This window comes from Streptomyces sp. 7R007, from assembly GCF_054850255.1.
This window is the reverse complement of the sequence record NZ_JBTWMV010000089.1, coordinates 1-16,569: the sequence shown is the minus strand read 5'-3', so window position 1 is coordinate 16,569 and position 16,569 is coordinate 1. Positions and strand designations below refer to the sequence as shown.

General features: G+C 70.0%; 15 protein-coding genes and 1 pseudogene. 8 read left to right on the top strand and 8 right to left on the bottom strand.

What is annotated here, in order from left to right; translation table 11 throughout:
* Positions 1–241, bottom strand: a 241-nt coding sequence (locus ACYF6T_RS43010) for a transposase (RefSeq protein WP_461703427.1), incomplete at its 3' end; no start/stop codon positions are given.
* On the opposite strand from ACYF6T_RS43010, the pseudogene ACYF6T_RS43005 reads away from it, so the two are divergent.
* Positions 201–740 (top strand): annotated as a pseudogene (locus ACYF6T_RS43005) (M4 family metallopeptidase); the annotation flags it as partial. The gene ACYF6T_RS43010 and the pseudogene ACYF6T_RS43005 sit on opposite strands and share 41 nt — an antisense overlap.
* 362 nt (positions 741–1,102) lie before the next feature.
* Here ACYF6T_RS43005 and ACYF6T_RS43000 read toward each other — a convergent pair.
* Positions 1,103–1,693, bottom strand: coding sequence for a hypothetical protein (locus ACYF6T_RS43000; protein WP_461703425.1), 591 nt, complete (start codon positions 1,691–1,693; stop codon positions 1,103–1,105).
* A 108-nt stretch (positions 1,694–1,801) separates the two neighbouring features.
* On the opposite strand from ACYF6T_RS43000, the gene ACYF6T_RS42995 reads away from it, so the two are divergent.
* On the top strand, positions 1,802–2,596 hold the full coding sequence (locus ACYF6T_RS42995) for a hypothetical protein (RefSeq protein WP_461703424.1): 795 nt from the start codon (positions 1,802–1,804) through the stop codon (positions 2,594–2,596).
* Positions 2,597–2,934: 338 nt separating this feature from the next.
* Positions 2,935–3,480, top strand: coding sequence for a hypothetical protein (locus ACYF6T_RS42990; protein ID WP_461703423.1), 546 nt, complete (start codon positions 2,935–2,937; stop codon positions 3,478–3,480).
* Between the two features lie 164 nt (positions 3,481–3,644).
* Here the strand turns inward: ACYF6T_RS42990 and ACYF6T_RS42985 are convergent, their stop codons facing one another.
* Positions 3,645–4,022: a nuclear transport factor 2 family protein gene (locus ACYF6T_RS42985; protein ID WP_461703422.1), complete on the bottom strand. Its 378-nt coding sequence runs from the start codon at positions 4,020–4,022 to the stop codon at positions 3,645–3,647.
* Positions 4,023–4,164: 142 nt separating this feature from the next.
* On the opposite strand from ACYF6T_RS42985, the gene ACYF6T_RS42980 reads away from it, so the two are divergent.
* The 3 genes from ACYF6T_RS42980 to ACYF6T_RS42970 all read left to right on the top strand — a co-directional run bounded on the left by ACYF6T_RS42980 (position 4,165) and on the right by ACYF6T_RS42970 (position 10,400).
* Positions 4,165–5,217: a LacI family DNA-binding transcriptional regulator gene (locus ACYF6T_RS42980; protein ID WP_461703426.1), complete on the top strand. Its 1,053-nt coding sequence runs from the start codon at positions 4,165–4,167 to the stop codon at positions 5,215–5,217.
* Positions 5,218–5,702: 485 nt separating this feature from the next.
* Positions 5,703–8,804: a tetratricopeptide repeat protein gene (locus ACYF6T_RS42975; RefSeq protein WP_461703421.1), complete on the top strand. Its 3,102-nt coding sequence runs from the start codon at positions 5,703–5,705 to the stop codon at positions 8,802–8,804.
* Between the two features lie 36 nt (positions 8,805–8,840).
* Positions 8,841–10,400, top strand: a complete 1,560-nt coding sequence (locus tag ACYF6T_RS42970) for a family 20 glycosylhydrolase (RefSeq protein WP_461703420.1) — start codon at positions 8,841–8,843, stop codon at positions 10,398–10,400.
* A gap of 261 nt (positions 10,401–10,661) precedes the next feature.
* Here ACYF6T_RS42970 and ACYF6T_RS42965 read toward each other — a convergent pair whose 3' ends face one another.
* The gene (locus ACYF6T_RS42965) at positions 10,662–11,282 is read right to left on the bottom strand and encodes a TetR/AcrR family transcriptional regulator (protein WP_461703419.1); all 621 of its coding nucleotides are present in this window, start codon (positions 11,280–11,282) and stop codon (positions 10,662–10,664) included.
* A gap of 309 nt (positions 11,283–11,591) precedes the next feature.
* Here ACYF6T_RS42965 and ACYF6T_RS42960 point away from each other — a divergent pair, with 309 nt between their 5' ends.
* Positions 11,592–11,996: a hypothetical protein gene (locus ACYF6T_RS42960; protein ID WP_461703418.1), complete on the top strand. Its 405-nt coding sequence runs from the start codon at positions 11,592–11,594 to the stop codon at positions 11,994–11,996.
* Positions 11,997–12,203: 207 nt separating this feature from the next.
* Here ACYF6T_RS42960 and ACYF6T_RS42955 read toward each other — a convergent pair whose 3' ends face one another.
* The 3 genes from ACYF6T_RS42955 to ACYF6T_RS42945 form a co-directional block, all read right to left on the bottom strand.
* Positions 12,204–13,427: an IS701 family transposase gene (locus ACYF6T_RS42955; protein ID WP_461703417.1), complete on the bottom strand. Its 1,224-nt coding sequence runs from the start codon at positions 13,425–13,427 to the stop codon at positions 12,204–12,206.
* 247 nt (positions 13,428–13,674) lie between these two features.
* Positions 13,675–14,259, bottom strand: coding sequence for a dihydrofolate reductase family protein (locus ACYF6T_RS42950; protein ID WP_461703416.1), 585 nt, complete (start codon positions 14,257–14,259; stop codon positions 13,675–13,677).
* 309 nt (positions 14,260–14,568) lie between these two features.
* Positions 14,569–15,066 (bottom strand): cupin domain-containing protein, encoded by a 498-nt coding sequence (locus ACYF6T_RS42945; protein WP_461703415.1) that lies wholly within the window; start codon positions 15,064–15,066, stop codon positions 14,569–14,571.
* A gap of 58 nt (positions 15,067–15,124) precedes the next feature.
* Here ACYF6T_RS42945 and ACYF6T_RS42940 point away from each other — a divergent pair, with 58 nt between their 5' ends.
* On the top strand, positions 15,125–15,835 hold the full coding sequence (locus tag ACYF6T_RS42940) for a TetR/AcrR family transcriptional regulator (protein ID WP_461703414.1): 711 nt from the start codon (positions 15,125–15,127) through the stop codon (positions 15,833–15,835).
* Between the two features lie 30 nt (positions 15,836–15,865).
* Here the strand turns inward: ACYF6T_RS42940 and ACYF6T_RS42935 are convergent, their stop codons facing one another.
* A complete protein-coding gene (locus ACYF6T_RS42935; RefSeq protein WP_461703413.1) occupies positions 15,866–16,381 on the bottom strand; it encodes a pyridoxamine 5'-phosphate oxidase family protein in 516 nt (171 codons plus the stop codon).
* Positions 16,382–16,569: the final 188 nt, after the last annotated feature.

Sequence of the window (16,569 nt, the reverse complement as noted above, 5' to 3'; positions counted from 1 at the left end):
TCTGGAGGTCGTCGCGCAGGGCGTCGGCGTCCCAGCGGCTGTGGGAGAGGAGGTGCTGCAGGCCATGTGGGGTGGTGTGGCCGGCGTATTCGGCGAGTTGCCAGCTGTTTTTGCGGCCGACCGGGCCGAGCAGTCCGCGGACGTAGTCCCGCATCCGCCGCCGGGCTTCCACACGGCAGAAGCGGGCTCCGGTCTGCAGATACAACCTCGCCAACGGCACGTCCGGGACCGGCACCCTGATGACCGACTCCGACGACGTCTGGGGCACCGGGTCCGGCTCCCACACCCAGACCGCGGGCGCGGAGGCCGCCTACGGCGCCCAGGACAAGCCCAGCAAGGACGGCAACTCGGCCGACAGCTGGTACTCCGGCATCGGCAACCTCGACGTGCACTACTCCTCGGGTCCGGCGAACCACATGTTCTACCTGCTCTCCGAGGGCAGCGGCACGAAGACCGTCAACGGGGTCACCTACAACAGCCCCACCGCCGACGGCGTCGCCGTGGCCGGCATCGGCCGCGACGCCGCCCTGAAGATCTGGTACAAGGCGCTGACGACGTACATGACGTCCAGCACCGACTACGCCGGTGCCCGCACCGCCGCCCTCAACGCCGCCGCCGCCCTGTACGGCACCGGCTCCACCCAGTACGCCGGGGTGGGCAACGCCTTCGCGGCCATCAACGTCGGCAGCCACATCACCCCGCCGAACAGCGGCGTGACCGTCACCAACCCCGGCAGCCAGTGCCCAGGGCCTTCTCGCCGGCCCGCAGGACGGGTTCCATGACCCGGGCGGTTGGGTGCGTCCGGGTCCTCAAGGGACGCGAACGACACGAACAGCGAGGTCACGTCCCTGGGCCCGTGCCCCTCCTCCAGGTCCCGGTACATCGCCTCAAGGTCGTCGCCGTCGTACCACCACAGGTTCGCGCCGCTGTGGACGCGCGGCTCGCGGTCCAGACCGAGGCAGAGGGTGCCAGCACGTCGTGCGCCCCGGGAGCCAGGTGCCGGATTCGTGCAACAGGCGCTGCCGCTCGCCGTGCGCGTAGTCCTCCAGGACCGGACGCCAGTCCCCCGGACCGACGTCGGCGTGCCGGGTCACCGGCACCGTCAGGACCGCCTCGCGGTGCACCAGCTGGACGGGGCCGAGTAGCCGGTGAGGCGGATCGCCGTGCGCAGCGCCTCGTGCCGGCGCACCACGGTCCGGGCCGACCCCTGCAGGGCCGCATCCGACAGCGGCTCACTGTCCTTCCCCCGGAAGGACGTCACGTTGTGGTGCAGGTTCTCGCCCGGATTGGGCGAGCATCTCCACCGGCATGCGGGCCTGCACCCGGGAGAGCGGGTACGCGTCCGCGACACCGTCCGGCAGCCGTTCCCGGTCAGCCGCGCCGAGCAGCGCGAAGGGCTCGATGAGCGGCGCGGCGTCGCGCAGCGAGTCGCCCCCGGCGTCGAAGAAGCCGTCGTGCGGACCGACGGCGTCGTTCCCAGCACCTGCCGCCAGGCCTCGGCGAACCGCTCCTCCAGCGGGTTCGCTAAACGCGGCGCTGGGCCGGTGCCACGGGCCGGTTCCCCGACGGCGGGCAGGGCGCGCCGGTCCAGCGTGCCGTTGGCGGTCAACGGCAGGGAGGGCAGGACGACCACGGTGCGCGGCACCAGGTAGCCGGGCAGCAGGCCCCCTTGCGTTGTCTGATCGGCTGTCATTCCCGTGAACAGGGCGCTGAATCGAGCCCGGTACTCGATTAACCCAAACGATTGCGCCAAACGTTTGGGGCGAAGATACTGGCGGTCGCATACCAGGGGAGGCAGAGCGTGCTGAAGTTGTCGGAGTGCGACGAGATCGCGGATGCGGTCGACCTCGGTGAGCGCAGGTCGGTGCACCGGCTGCACCGTTACGTGCCGCTCGCCGTCTGGAAGTGGGGCGGGGGCGCCCTGGTGGTCGTCTTCTGGCTCGTCATCCGCGCGGGTCACCTGTGGCCGGCCGTCAGTGTGCTGGCCGGTGGCGGCGCGGTGCTCGGCGGCTTCGGTCTGCTGACCGTGGGCCGTGGCCTGCAGGCCGTTCTGGTCTACGAGCGCGGCCTGGTCTTCGCCGCCGACCAACGGACCCTGGGGATCCCCTGGGACGTTGTGGAGGGGACAGTCCACCTGGCGAGCGGGCACGACACACAGCAGGTCAGCGGCGGCCGGGAGAAACTGACCATCCATCACGAGATGAGCTGGATCCTGATCAGCAGCATGGACGAACCGGTGGAGCTGCTCCACGTACGACGCCACCGCTCACTGATCGAGGCGATCGACGCCCATATCGAACCGTTCATCGAAGCCCGGCTACGGGAAAGCCTGCGTGTCTGCGGTTTCGTCGGCCTGACGGGAGACGAACTGACGCTCACCCAGGAAGGGCTTGTCATCACCGCCGGGCAGCGCAGGACGGTCACCTGGCCGGAGCTGACCGATGTCACCCAACGCGCGCACAGTTCGCTCCTGATCCACGCGCGCACCCTCCCACGACCGGTTCCCGTCCAGGTCGCCAACGCCCGCGCGGTACTCCGCCTCATCGAAGAGACCCGCTCCACGGCGAACCCGGGGCCGGCCGCCGGAGGGGTGTGAGCACTCGCGGCCCAGACTTTGCGGGCATCGGTGCGGCGCACCGCGCATACGCAGGGCGGCGCGCAAGCCGCCGTGGCTTTCCGGGACGGGGAGATGCTGGATCAGAGGGTGGGTGACGAGCGCGTGGTCGGCCAGGTCCGCGACGGCCCGCGGCCCGGCGCCGGAAGGGCCGCCTCGGTGGTCGTCGTCCGACGGTCGGCCTCCGCGGAGGAAAGGGCCGGGTGCAGCCGATGAAGGTGTCGCTGCCGCTCCGGCGTCTTCGTGTGCGCACGGATCGGGTGCTGTTGGTGGCGGTGGGTCTGCTTGCCGGAGCAGCGGGGGCCGCGGTCCTGCGGGGTGTGACGCATGGGCTGGCGTGGTTCGCCTGCCACGAGCAGAACAAGGTCGTCATGCCGCTGTGGATCTGCGCGGCCGGGGTGCTGGGGGTCCTGGCGTTCCACCTCGGTGCGCGGGTGTGGATGGCGCTGTTGTTCGCGATCCTGGTGGGCGCGGTGCCCATGTTGCGGTTGCACGTCATGACTCAGCAGGTCTTCCACGACCGGGGGCGGGTCGAACGTGCGGTGGTGGTGGCCGAGACGGAGAAGGGGAGCCTGGGTGGTGTCAGCTACACCTACGAACTCCGTGTGCCGACCGGCCCGCCGGCGGGTCCGCTGGACACCGGCGGTCGGCGACTGCCGCTCGGCAGTACGGTGACCGTCACCGTGGACCCCGAGCAGGAGGTGGCCACCGTTCTGGGCAGTCGATCGGGTCCTCCTTCCACCAGCCGCGCGTGGGACGAGGCTGCGGAGGCGGTCACCGGTGCGATGGTGCTGTGGCTGGGCGTCACCTGGGCCCTGGGCGGGAGGCGGGCCACTGGGTGCTCGTCACCCAGGCGAAGGAGCTGATGGCGCAGGTGGCTCGCGCGCAGTTCTCCTCGGGTGACATGGCGCTGGAGATCGATCCGATGCAGGGCCGATCCGGTCGAGGCCACTTCGGCCACCGGGCGGTTCGCCCTGGCACACTTCCACCGCCGCAGCCACCCCACGCAAAACAGCGACCGAAGGCCGACTCAGGAGGCGGACGGTTCGAACTCCCCCGCAAAGACGATGACTTGGTCGATGAGGCTCCGCCGCAGATGGACGACGTCCGTTCCCGCCAGACGGGGACCTCCATCCGGCGTGGTGAAGACCCACTGGTACCGGGCCCACTCGTCAGGCATGTCCACCGCCGAGCAGCGCACCATCGTGCCGGTCCCCGCCGGGTGGCGCCGGATGTCCAGCACGAACCGCTCGACCGCCGCGATTCCTTCGCTGCGACCCAACGGCCCCCAGAAGACCACGTCCGAGGTCAGAGCCTGGGAGAGCAGAGCAGTCACATAGCTGTCGTCCGAGGCGTTGAACGCGGAGATGAACGTGTCGATCGCGGAGCGTGCAATCTCTTCCTGCATGCCCCAGTGATACCAGTCGTTTCGCGTGCGCCACTCCCGGCGAGCGTGGAGGCTCGCTCTCTTGCCACAGAGAGGGAGCCGGTATGCGTGCGCACATGTCAGGGGCTGTGGCGGACTCGGCCACAATGGGACCGTGGATGAGATGGATGGCACTACGACGGACCCGGACAAGCCGGTCACGCTACAGGGGATCGCAGAGCGGCTGGGACTGCACGTCTCGACGGTGTCACGGGTCCTCAACGGCAAGGCGGACGTGCAGGGCCGGGCGGCGTCCGGGCAGACGGCGCAGCGCATCCGGTCACTGGCCAGGGAACTCGGCTACCAGCCCAACCCGCACGCCACCAGTCTGCGCACCCGGCGCAGCAACCTGGTGGGTGTGCTCTTCCCGCGCCTGTCGGAGATCGTGGTGGCCACCATCTACGAGGGCGTGGAGGAGGAGGCGGCCGCACACGGGCTGTCGGTCTTCGTGACCAACACCCGCGACAATCCCGCCGTGCAGCGGGAGCGGATCGCGATGGTACTGGGCCGCCGGGTGGACGGACTGATCATCGGCGACGCGCACCTCGACGGCGCTGTGCTGGCCGAACCCGCGCTGCGACGCGTCCCGTACGTCCTGGTCAACCGCCGCACGGACGGCGATCATCCGGCAGTGACCTGCGACGACATCCTGGGCGGGCGGATGGCGGCGGAACACCTGCTGGGCCTCGGGCACCGCCGGGTCGCGGTGATCGCCGGAGAACCGTTCGCCAGCACCGGAACCGACCGCGCGGCAGGCTTCCTGGACCGCTACCGGGAGGCCGGCCTGCCGGTCCCGGGCCACCGGATGCGCCACTGCCCCTTCGACATCTCCGGCGGGCGCCAGGCCGCTATGGACCTGCTCACACTTCCGGACAGGCCCACCGCGCTCTTCGCAGTCAACGACCTCGCCGCCCTCGGCGCCATGGGCGCCGCCCGCGACCTGGGCCTGCGCCCCGGCGGCGACTTCGCGCTGGTCGGCTTCAACGACACCCCCCTCGCCGCCGAACTCCCCATACCGTTGACCAGCGTCCACTCCCCCATGGCCGAACTCGGCCGCGCCGCCGTACGCCAGCTCCTGCACCGCATCGCCGGTGAACCCGCCACCTCCGGGCGCCTGCGCCCCCGGCTCGTCACCCGTGCCTCCAGTGGCGATCCCATCGGGCCCGCACTCGTCTGACAGCGTCACCCATATGCATTGACCGATCTGGCTTCGCCGTGAGCGACGGCTCTTCGGCTCACCGACGCGCTTGTCACGGGCGGTCGGCCCGACGACGGCGGCGGCGTCGGCACGCTCCGCGGCGGCCCCAGGGGCAGGACATTGCGACGAGGGCACCTTTACAGCCCTCCATGATTGGCATACCTTCCACTCTTGGAGTTGGATCAAACAATGGTCCGCCCCAATGGAGTTGACGCGTTCGTCGCCGCCGGGCCGCCAGAGTGGAGTGGTGTTGGCGCTCGGTCCGGCGCTCGGCGCCTGCGGCCGTGCCGGCGAGGCCGCGCCCAGGGCGTGCCGATCCACGTTGCTCGCCGGACCGGCTGAGAGAGAGAAGTGTGGTGGGAACGAAAGACGGGCGGGGCGTTGGAGGCTGGCTGCGCCGCAGACGGCAGCAGCGTATCGAGCAGAACCCGGACGCTCTTCAGGCCTCGGTCGCGATAAGGAGCATGACGTACGAGAGTCTGATGGAGCGGCTCGACCGACTGGTGGCCGAGGACCGTAGCCTGGAGGCCGCATCGCTGGCCGGGGCGGCGCGGGCGAGTGGGGATCCGGGCAAGCGGGCCGCAGCCGAATTGCACACCTGCATGGTCGCGTTGGGGGTGTCGGAAGCCTACGAAGAGGCGACTGCGGCGATGGAGCGTGCGGTCGCCCTCGCCGGTGCCGAGGCCGAGTACGACGTGCTCTACTTCCGGGGGGTAGCTCTCGCTCGCCAGGGCGACGTCCTGCAGGCGGCCACGTACTTCGAGCGGGCCGGGCGGTCCCCGCTGCGCCGACTGGCCGCCCGCTCCGCACTGGCTCTGGGGCTCATGCGCGTCAAGGCGGGCGACGACGAGCGGGCCCTGCCTCTGCTGAGTACGGCGTGCGCGTCCGGATACGAACCCGTCGTTCCCGCAGCCGCCTTGTACCTGGGCGAGTTGAAGGAGCGCGCGGGCGATCGGACGGAGGCCGTGCGGCTGTATCACACCGTGCTGAGCGGGCCGCCGTCCCTCGCCCGGATCGCCCGGCAGCGGATCTCCGAGCTCGACACGTACCCGGGGCAGGACCAGGAGACAGTGCAGGTGCTGGACGACGTGTACAGCCCCAGCACCGTCTCCCACGCTTCGACCTCGGTCTTGCTGGCCCGGGCGAAATCGCATATGGAGCAGGGCGACACGGAGGCGGCCGAAGTTCTCCTGCGCAGTGCCGTGGAGGCCGGTGTACAGCCCCAGAGTCAACTCGCCCAACTGCGCCTCGGCGACCTGCTGGCGGAGCGCGGCGACACCGGCCAGGCCACCGTTCACTGGCGGCGGGCGGCCGAGGGCGGCCACACGGACTTTGCCTCCGAGGCCGCTCAGCGGCTGGGCCGGGTGCTCACGGGCGACCCGGGGTTCCTGGTGACCGCCGACCCGACGACCGTGAACGCCCTGCTGGAGCTGGCGGTGGGTCCGGGGGTCGCGTCCGTCATGCGGGTCTACCAGACCTCGGCCGAGCTGCACGCGACCGCCCCCGCCGCCGTACGCCGCTTCCTGCTCGCCCTGGACGCCGTGCGGCGCGGCGACCGGCAGCTGGCGTCGCGGATCAGCGCCGTGCCCCTGCCGGACGAGCCCGCCGCCCCGTGGTGGGGACGTGTCGCATGGTCCACCGGCACACAGCTCGGCGGCTTCCGCTGGAGCGCGACGGGCCACGAAGGCGATGCGTACGGCGTGGCCACGGCACTGCTCGACGGCCGCCCCGTCGCGGTCAGCGCGGGCGCCGACGGCACTGTGCGGGTGTGGGATCTGGTCAGCGGCGAGCCATTGGGCGCCGCCATGGAGGGCCACCGGGGCGCCGTGGTCTCGCTGGCCGTGGAGGCACTGGAAGGCCGTACGGTGGTGGTCAGCGGGGGTGAGGACGGGACCGCCCGCATCCGGGATTTGAAGACCCGTCAGGATCTCTGCCGGCCCTTGACCGGCCACACGGGCCCGGTGACGGCGGTGGCCGTGGCCACGGTCCGCGGTCGGCGGGTGGTGGTCAGCGCGGGCGCCGACGGGACCGTACGCCTCTGGGACCTCGCGACGGGCGAGCCGGTCGGCAAGCCGCTCACCGACGGACACACCCCGCTGCGCCAGCTGGCCACTGCGGTGATCGACCGCCGGACGGTGGCGACGACGGTCGATGACGAGGGCGTTGCGCGGGTGTGGGACCTGGACAAGCGCCGACTGACACGGCTGCCCGGCCGGATGCCCTGCGGCAGGGCGCAGTCCTTGACGACGGACGTCCTCCAGGGCCGGCCGGTCCTGGTCATGGGCGGCAGCGACGGGGAGATCGTCGTCACCGAGATGGCGACCGGCACGCAGGTGGGCAGCGCGGTCCCGGGGAAGGCCGAAGGCGCGCGCGGGGCGGTCCTGGGGCAGGCATACGGCCGCGACATCGTCGTCACCGGAGGCTTGAGCGCGATCGCACGGGTCTATGACCTGGCCGGCGGCGCGGAACTCGACTCCGTCTACACCGGTTTCAACGGTCACATCCACGCGGTGGCGGCCACCGTGGCCGAGGCGCGGCCCCTCGCCGTCCTCGCCTGCGCCAACGGAAGGATCCGGGTCTGGGAACTCGGGGGGTTCGATTCCCCGGACAACCGCCGCTCCGGGCACGGCGACACCGTCCACTCCCTCGCCACGGCCGAGTCCGACGGCCGCGCGGTGGTGGTTAGCGCGGGCGCCGATGACACGGCCCGGGTGTGGGATCTCGCCACGGGGGACGTGGTGGGCACGCCGATCACCGGGCACGGCGGGACCGGGTCCGCGATGGCGACGGCGCACATCGAGGGCCGGCTCGTCGTGGTCACGGGCGGCTTCGACGGCATGGCCAGGGTGTGGGACCCGGCCACCGGCCAGGAGACCGGCCGGCCCATGGCGCACGGTGACGCCGTGCGGGCCCTCGCGGTGACGGTACTCGACGGGCGCGCCGTCCTGGTGACCGGCGACAGGAAAGGCGCGGGATACCTGTGGGATCTGGCCGATCGCAGGCTCCTGCAGGGGCCGTTGCCCGGCCACGAGGAGGAAGTGGCCGACGTGGCCATGGCGCTGCTGGACGGCCGCGCGGTCGCGGTCACCGGGGACGGCACCGGTACGGTCCTGGTGTGGGACCTGGCGACCGGCGCCCGGGTGGGGGAGGTCATGGCCGTCGAGCCGAACCCCGACAGCGACGAGGAGGAGGAGTTCCTCGACGCGGTGGCCACCGCGGTCGTCGGGGACCGTCCCGTCGTGGTCACCCTCAGCAACGACGACACGAGTGGCATGCTGCGGGTGTGGGACCTGGCCACCATGGCCCCTGTGGGCGAACCACTCACCCTGCACGAGTCCGGAGCCGTCTCGCTGACCACCGCCGTACTGGACGGGCGCCCAGTCGCGATCACCGGGGGCGAGGACAGCGCCGTCCGGGTCTGGGACCTGACGACGCGCGAACAGGTCGGTCCTCGCACGCAGTTCACCGACCCCGTCACCGCGCTCGCGACGGCGCCGGACGGCCGACTGGTCGTGGCCTACGGCTCGGAGGTGACCGTGCTCGACGAACCGAAAGAAAGCCGGTGACGGTTGGCGGCCGGTGGACCGAGCGGCAGGACGCCCATGCATGAGACCGACCCGAACCCCCACCGCTTTCCGAGCCGCAGGCGGTTCGCCGGATGGCTCCTCGGGGGTGGGGGACTTGTCACCGCAGCCGCGTACAGCCGGGCCACAGCGAAACGACCCCGTGCGGCTTCCAGCGCCCCGACGGTCATACCGGCCCTGTCCAACTGGACTGCGGGGCCGACCAGTTTCACCCTCGGTGAGTCGCCGAAAATCGTCGTCGCCACCAGCGCCACGCCGCAGCTGTCGACCAGCGCCCGTCTGTTCGCCGCCGATGTGAAGGCGCTGACCGGCGTCACCCCAACCGTGACGAGCGGCACCGCGTACGATGCGCTGTCCGGCGACATCCACCTGGCCCTCGACAACCCTGAACTGCCCGAGAACGCCTACCGGCTCGACGTCCGCGACACACTCACCATCAGCGGCTCCAACGACACGGGCGTCTTCCACGGCACTCGGACGGTCGGACAACTCCTGCGCCAGGGCACCACGATCCCCGGCGGCAGCAGCACCGACGCACCCGCGTACCCCGAGCGTTCGTTCATGCTCGACGTGGCCCGCAAGTACTACTCCCTCGGCTTCCTTAAAGCCCTCGTCCGGGAACTCGCCTGGCTCAAATACAACACGCTGCACCTGCACCTGACCGACACACAGGCATACCGCCTCGAATGCGACACCCATCCCGCCGCCGTCGCCGAGAAGCACTACACCAAAGCCGAGATGGCCGATCTCGTCTCCTATGCCGCGGCCCGGCACATCACCATCGTCCCGGAAATCGACATGCCGGGACACATGAACCCGATGCTCAGCCAGCACCCGGACCTGGCGTTGCGCCGGGCCAACGGCTACCTCAGCCTCGACCTGTCCCGGATGGACGCAGCCTGCGACCTGGCCCGATCGTTCCTCGGCGAGTACCTGGACGTCTTTCCGGGACCGCGCTGGAGCATCGGCGCCGATGAGTGGCTGACCTCCGACGAACTGGATTCCTTCCCACAGCTGGGCACGACGGCCCGGAGCCTTCACGGTCCCGGCGCCACCGGCTGGGACCTGGCCTACGACTTCGTCAACCGGCTCGCGGCCTATCTGCGCGCCAACGGCAGGCAACCGAGCATGTGGAACGACCAGTTGGTCCCGGACACCGTGGTACGGGTCGGAGCCGGACTCACCATCGAGCACTGGTACGGCTCTTCGTCCCCCAGCGCCGCCGACCTCCACCAGCAGGGCTACGCGCTGCTCAACAGCAACTCCAACGTCCTGTACGGAGACACCGACAACGACTCCTACCCCGACCCCGCGGCCATCTACGACGATTTCGCGGTCAACCGCTTCGCCCTCGGCAAGGGCAGCCAGACGATCCCGGCGGACAGCCCGCGCCTGCGCGGCGCGCAGATGGCGATCTGGTCCGACAGCGACAACTCATACACCGAGGACCATGTCGCCTCCAGGATCAGCAACCCACTGCGGTCGCTGGCCCAGATCACCTGGGGTTCACCCAAACCGGCCGTCGGCTACGGCCGGTTCAGCGATCTGATCGACAAGGCCGGGTCGTCGCCGCCCTGAGCGTCCCGCGCCAGGGGCCGGGGCGAAGGCACCAACTCGCTTTTCACCCCCGGAATCGGCTTTCCGGTCGCCGTCATGATCCGCACCACTCCCCAACGGGACTCGGGAAGGTGCAGGTCGGGCCAGTGGTCGCGATGCCGCGCAGCACCGTCCGGCCGCCCCCACGACAACCCGGCAGCGCTCCCGCGCTCCTCCGGCGGAGCGGCCGTCGTCCGACGCCGTCCACGCCGAAGCCGGCGCCGTTGTGGTGCGCGCGCAGGGTCAGGTCCTTGCGTCGAGGCCCCGAGTGATCACGGTGAGGATGGTGTCGAGCACGGGGCCCATGTCCTGCGGGTCGACGTGGAGGCGGTCAGCGCGCCAGCTCAGGGCGAGGACGCCGTTCATGGCGGCCCACAGGGCGTAGGCCGTGGCCCTGGGGTCCAGGTCGGGGTTGAAGGAGCCGTCGGCGACGCCGTCGCGCAGTGCCGCGGTGAGTTTGGCGTTCTGTTCGTCGACGAGGTCGGCGATGCCCTTCAGGGACCCGGCGTCGGCAGGGGGTTCGGCGAGCAGCCGGAAGTGGTGCGGGCGTTCGAGGGCGAAGCGTGCGTAGGCGTCGGCGGCCAGCAGGATGCGTTCGCGAGGGGTGCCGGGGGTGGCGTAGGCGGCGTCCATGTACTCCCGGTTCTCCCGGAAGGCCCGCTCGGCCACCGCGACGAGGACCGCGGATCTCCCGCCGACCCGGTTGTAGACCGTCTGCACGGCCACGTCGGCGCGTTCGGCGACGGCCTCCAGAGTCAGGGCCGTGGGCCCGTCCGCGACGAGGATCGCCTCCGCCGCTTCGATGATCGACTGCCGCGTCGCGGCGGCCCGGCGGGCCGTTCGGGAGGTCTCGTTCGCTGCCACAGGGCGACTTTACAGAACCCCAAGATTTTGCGCTCTTCCACAGTTGGAACTCACTCCAATAGTGTGTCTGTCGGTGTGGCCGGAACGGATGGGTCGTGGTGACGGCGGAGGACCGCGGATCCTGAACGGCGTGGAGTCGGGCTTCCGGCCTGGTGGCGTCCCGAGCGGTCGGTCGCCGGGGCCGAACGGACGGTGGATGCTTCCGATGGGGTGTCCCAGAGGGTGCCTGTTACGACGGCCGGGATTCTCTCCGCCTCGTTGCTGCGGCGCCTGCGGGGCCCATGGAGGCGATCGGAGGGGTTCTCGAGCGTGATCTCAGTCGAGCAAGTGGTCAACCGTGCCGGCGACGATGGCGTGATGCCGTTGCTCACCCTGGACGAGTTCTTCGACGGCAACGACAACGAGGGATGCATCGCGCCGAACCAGTGGGGCTATGGGAGGCCTGCCCTTGCGGTACTGGCCGAACGCCTTCGCGCTGTCGAGAGACGCGAGGACGTCGCCTGGGTCCGGGTACAACTGCACCCGGAGACGATGGAGGCGGGGGAACTGGCCGGGGAGGCCGTCGCTGTGTGTACCACGGTGGATCAGAGCGTCTGTGGCGCGTGGTTCGAGGGTCTCGAGAGCAGCGGTGTGATCCCGGAGCTAGTGGATGTCTACTGTGATGTTCCGGAGGTGCCGCACGGTGCGACGGTGTGGTCCGTGGTGTGGGACTAGTACTCCAGCAGGATTTCGCTGTCTGACCTGGTCTTTTTGCCGGGTGGCGGGAGTGTAGCGGGACTTCGACCGTACGGGGGCGGTCTCACGGAGACCGCCCCTCGATCGTGCGACAACGCCGCAGGTAGTGACAGCGGCGGGCGACTGCTTGGCGTCGGCGGCGCCAGTTTGACCAGCTCAGCGCGTGGTGTCGTCCGCGGTGTCCGCTCAGGTGCGGGGGCCGGGCACGACAAGCTGCCAGGAGTCGCCGAACCTCCGCCACTGTGAGCCCGATGACCCCGGGTGTCCCACATGTTCCGCCCCCTTTTCCCAGGACTGGTGTGCCGTAGCGGCCAGAAAGGCGTGCGCGAGCATGGCCAGAGTGATGTGCCGATACCAGCCCACGTAGCGGCGGACCTCGTACTGGTCGAGGCCACACTCGTTCTTCGCGGCCTGGAAGCACTCCTCGATCGCCCAGCGCGCCCCGGCAACCCGTACCAGCTCCTGGACGGTGATCTGAAGCGGTGCGTAGGCGAGGTAGTAGGCGATCTCGGTGGGCTTGCTGATGCTGCGCCGGGCAAGTGCCCACCGCATCCGGTGAGGGACCTCGCCCTGATAGTCGAACTCGGCGACGGCCGGCAGTCGCACCGCTGCCCAGTGATAGACGCGGGGCCCCTTCGCGCCGTCGCCGCACGAGATCTTCTCCCATGCCTCGGCGGGTGCCTGAGCGAAAAGGCCCTCGATTCGTGAACAGCCCACGCTGAACTGGGACTTGGGTAGGGCCAGCACGTAGCCGACGCCCGACTGTTCCAGCAGCCGGCGGAATCGGTTGTCCTGGCCGTAGGCGGAATCCGCGGTGACCCAGGTGATGGGCAGCGGCGAGGCGAGGGCCCGCAGCACCATGTGCCGGGCCAGTTCGCCCTTGGTGGCGAACTCCCGCTCGTCGGGGACCCTTGCGGTGCGGCAGCGTTCCCGGTCCTCGGTCCAGGACTTCGGGAGGTAGAGCTCGCGGTCGACCAGGGCCCTGCCACGGGTGGTGGCGAAGGCGGCGAAGACGCCGATCTGGCAGTTCTCGGTCCGGCCGGCGGTTCCGGAGTACTGGCGCTGGACCCCGGCAGAGGTGGTGCCCTTCTTGATGAACCCGGTGTCGTCGATGATCAGGACGCCGCCAGCCTCGCCGAGCTTGCAGGCGACGTATTCCTGCAGGTCGTCACGGATGTCATCGGGCTCCCACTTCGATCCGGCGAGGAAGTGCTGCAGGCCGTCAGGGGTGGAGTGGCCGGCCTGCTCGGCCAACCGCCAACTGTTCTTGCGAGCCACCGGGGCGAGCAGTCCGCGTACGTAGTCCCGCATCCGGCGGCGGAGCTCGACTCGGCCAAAGCGGTGCCCGATGGTCAGGAAGAGGTCATCCAGTTCGAGGTCCCACTGCGATGCGGCATGCTCGGTGATCACCCTCGGAGGCTGCCCCGCCGCTGTCACTACCTGCGGCGCTGTCGCACGATCGAGGGGCGGTCTCCGTGAGACCGCCCCCGCACGGTCGAAGTCCCGCTACACTCCCGCCACCCGGCAAAAAGACCAGGTCAGACAGCGAAATCCTGCTGGAGTACTATCCAGGACGACTCCGGCGCCGTGATTACACCAGACACGGCAAGATCAAGCGGGATGAGCTGAATCGACTGCGGGCGATGGGTCTGGAGCCTCAGCGTCGCACGCGGTACCGCAGGTGTGTCGCGCCCTTACCTTGGATCACGATCGGGTCGTCGAAGCGGTGCGGTGCGCCGGTCAGGTTGGCGAAGTACGGGATCCCTTTGCCGAGCAGCACCGGTACGAGACTGATGTAGACCTCATCCACCAGTCCCAGGTCAAGCGCCTGCCTTGCGATGTCGGCGCTGGCGATGCTGACGTGTTTGTTGCCGGCGATCTCCCTGGCGCGCGCGATACCTTCCGCGACGTCGTCGACGAAAGTCGTGCGCACCCACTTCACGGCGTCTTCGGGCACGTTGTGCGTCACGACGACGACTGGCGCGCCGATCGGGTGGTTGTCGTTCCAACCGTTGGTCAAGTCAAACAGCCGGCGGCCACAGACGAGCGCACCAGCCCCGGCGAGAACCTCGCGCAGCATCTCCGCGCTGTTCGCGTCGACCTGGAACGACCAGCGCTCGTCGGCACTCGGCACGGTGACATCGCCGGCACTGTACCAACCGAACAGCTCACCGGTTCCGTCCTTGGGGTCGGCGATGTAGCCGTCCACCGACATCGTCATGTGTGTATAGACCTTGGTCATGCGGACCTCCTCTGGGCTCTCCTCTCGGACAGACCCTCCGGGAGACTCGAATTCATCGGTAGGTCAGTGATCAGGCGGCGGCCGTTCTGCGCCACGCCCAGGGTCACGCTGGTGGGGGCGGCTGAGGAATGGGGACGGCCACCGCTGATCATCGGTGTACGAAGGGAGGTGCTGCTGCACTCGGCTGCCGAGAGCCCGGGCTGGGCCGCACGCTTCATGCGGACGGCGACTCCTGTGACGATCCCTACGTAGGCGGCATCGCCCGCTGCCGCGCTCCAGTGAGAAGCCCGGTGCGGCGCTCCCGCGCGCCTATGCGCCGGTGAGGGGACTCGGTGGCGGGCCGAGGATCTCGATGTGGTGGCGGGCGGCGGCGTGGCTGAGGGTGGCGGGGTCGAACGGTGCCGGGTCGGGGAGCCGGTGTTCGCCGGCCGGTGTGCCGACGTCCGTCGCGAAGTCCTCGAAGCCGGACGGCGTGGTGATCTGCAGGCAGCGCAGGGGTTCCTCGGAGCCCACGACGAAGGCGTGGGGCAGGCCGACGGGCAGGAGGACGAAATCCCCTGGCCGTGCCATGAGTTCTTCCCCGTCGCACAGGAAGCGGGCCGTGCCGGACAGGACGTAGAACATCTCGTCCTCTTCCAGGTGCCGGTGCAGCGGCGGGGCGAAGCCGGGCGGGTTGAGGAACTCCGCCACGGTGAGCCGACCCCGGGTCTGCGCTGCGGCGGCCTTGACGGTGACGAGGTTGCCGAGAAACCACAGAGCCTGGCCCTCGGCGCTCCCCAGGACGTAAGGACGGTTGACGGACGGCATGGCCGCCTCCTGTTTGGACAGACAGCGTCTGGTCAATATGACGCTAGTATGGCGAGTCATGGGCGTCAACAGCAGTGCGGCCGGCCGCGGGCGGCGCCAGTACGACTCGCCACTGCGGGACCAGCAGGCCCGGCAGACCCGCCAGGCCATCGTCGCGGCAGCCCAGCGGCTCTTCGGCGAGCGTGGCTATGCGGCCACGTCCCTCGCCGACATCGCCCGGCAGGCCGCCGTGGCGCGGCCGACCGTCTTCTCCGCGTTCGGATCCAAGGCCGCGTTGCTGCGCGTGGTGGTGGACCAGGCGTTGGCGGGCGACGACGAACCGGTGCCGGTGGCCGAGCGTCCCTGGTTCCAACCCGTCCGGGAGGCGCAGACACCGAAGGCGGTCCTGCAGGCCTACGCCGAGGTCTGCCGCATCATCGGCCGGCGTGCCGCAGCCGTTTTCGAAGTCGTGCGCCGCGCCGCCGACGAAGGCCCCGAGCCGGCCGGCCTGTGGGAAACCATGCAGCGCAACCGACGCGCCGGAGCCACGATGGTGATCGACCGACTTGAGGCACTCGGCCCCCGGCCGCACGGCCTGGACCGGGAGCGCGCCGTGGACGTGGTGTGGATGTTCAACGACCCGTCCCATTACCGGTCCCTGGTCCAAACGTGCGGCTGGACCGAGCGGGAGTACGCCGCCTGGATCGCCGACCAGATGCACCACGGCCTCGGCTTCGATGCCACCGGGGCGGCGCCCGGAGGCACGGCCCGCTCCGGCGACGACACCTGACCGTGCGCGGCGGCCCACCGCAGTCATGCATCATGAGGTCGCGGCGCCCTCGGAGGCGTTCCGTTCCGCCCGCCGGCGGACGAGTTCCTCGACGGCGCTGGGCAAGGTCGTCTCGAAATCGATCAGCTTGACCCACGTCGGCGTCACCACGATCCGCACCATGCCGTCGTACAACGAGCGGACCTCGGCCTCCCATGCGATCCGCTGCTCGGGCGTCATCTGGTAGGAGCCGTTCATCTGGAGGTACTCGTCGGGAATGCCGTCAACGACGTCCAGTGCGGCCCGCCCGCGGATGAGCAAGATCTTGGGCGGGTGCACCTCGGTGTCGATCGTCAGGGCGACCATCGGGTTCTCGCGCAGCGCCGGGAGCTTGGGGGCGTTCTTCGTGGTGCACATGACGATCTCGCGGCCGTTCCAGGTGAACGCGATCGGAATGGTGCGGGGCGTGCCGTCCTTGGCCACGTACGCCAGGCGCAGCACATCGCGTGCCAGCAGTTCCCGGCTGATCGGCCGGTCCAGGATCTCGGTGATCTCACGCACGTCCATGGCGGTTCCTCCGGGGTCGTCGTCACTCACCCCAGGGACGGAACCGACACGACTTTCTCGACATACGCCGACCACAGGATTCACGGGCCGCATCGAGGCCCAGTCGGCGTCGGCCGGGCATGCCTCAACTTCCTTGACGTCTCGAAGGTGACGGTGTGGTGGCCGTAAGGCCCCCCGGGCCGGGCCTT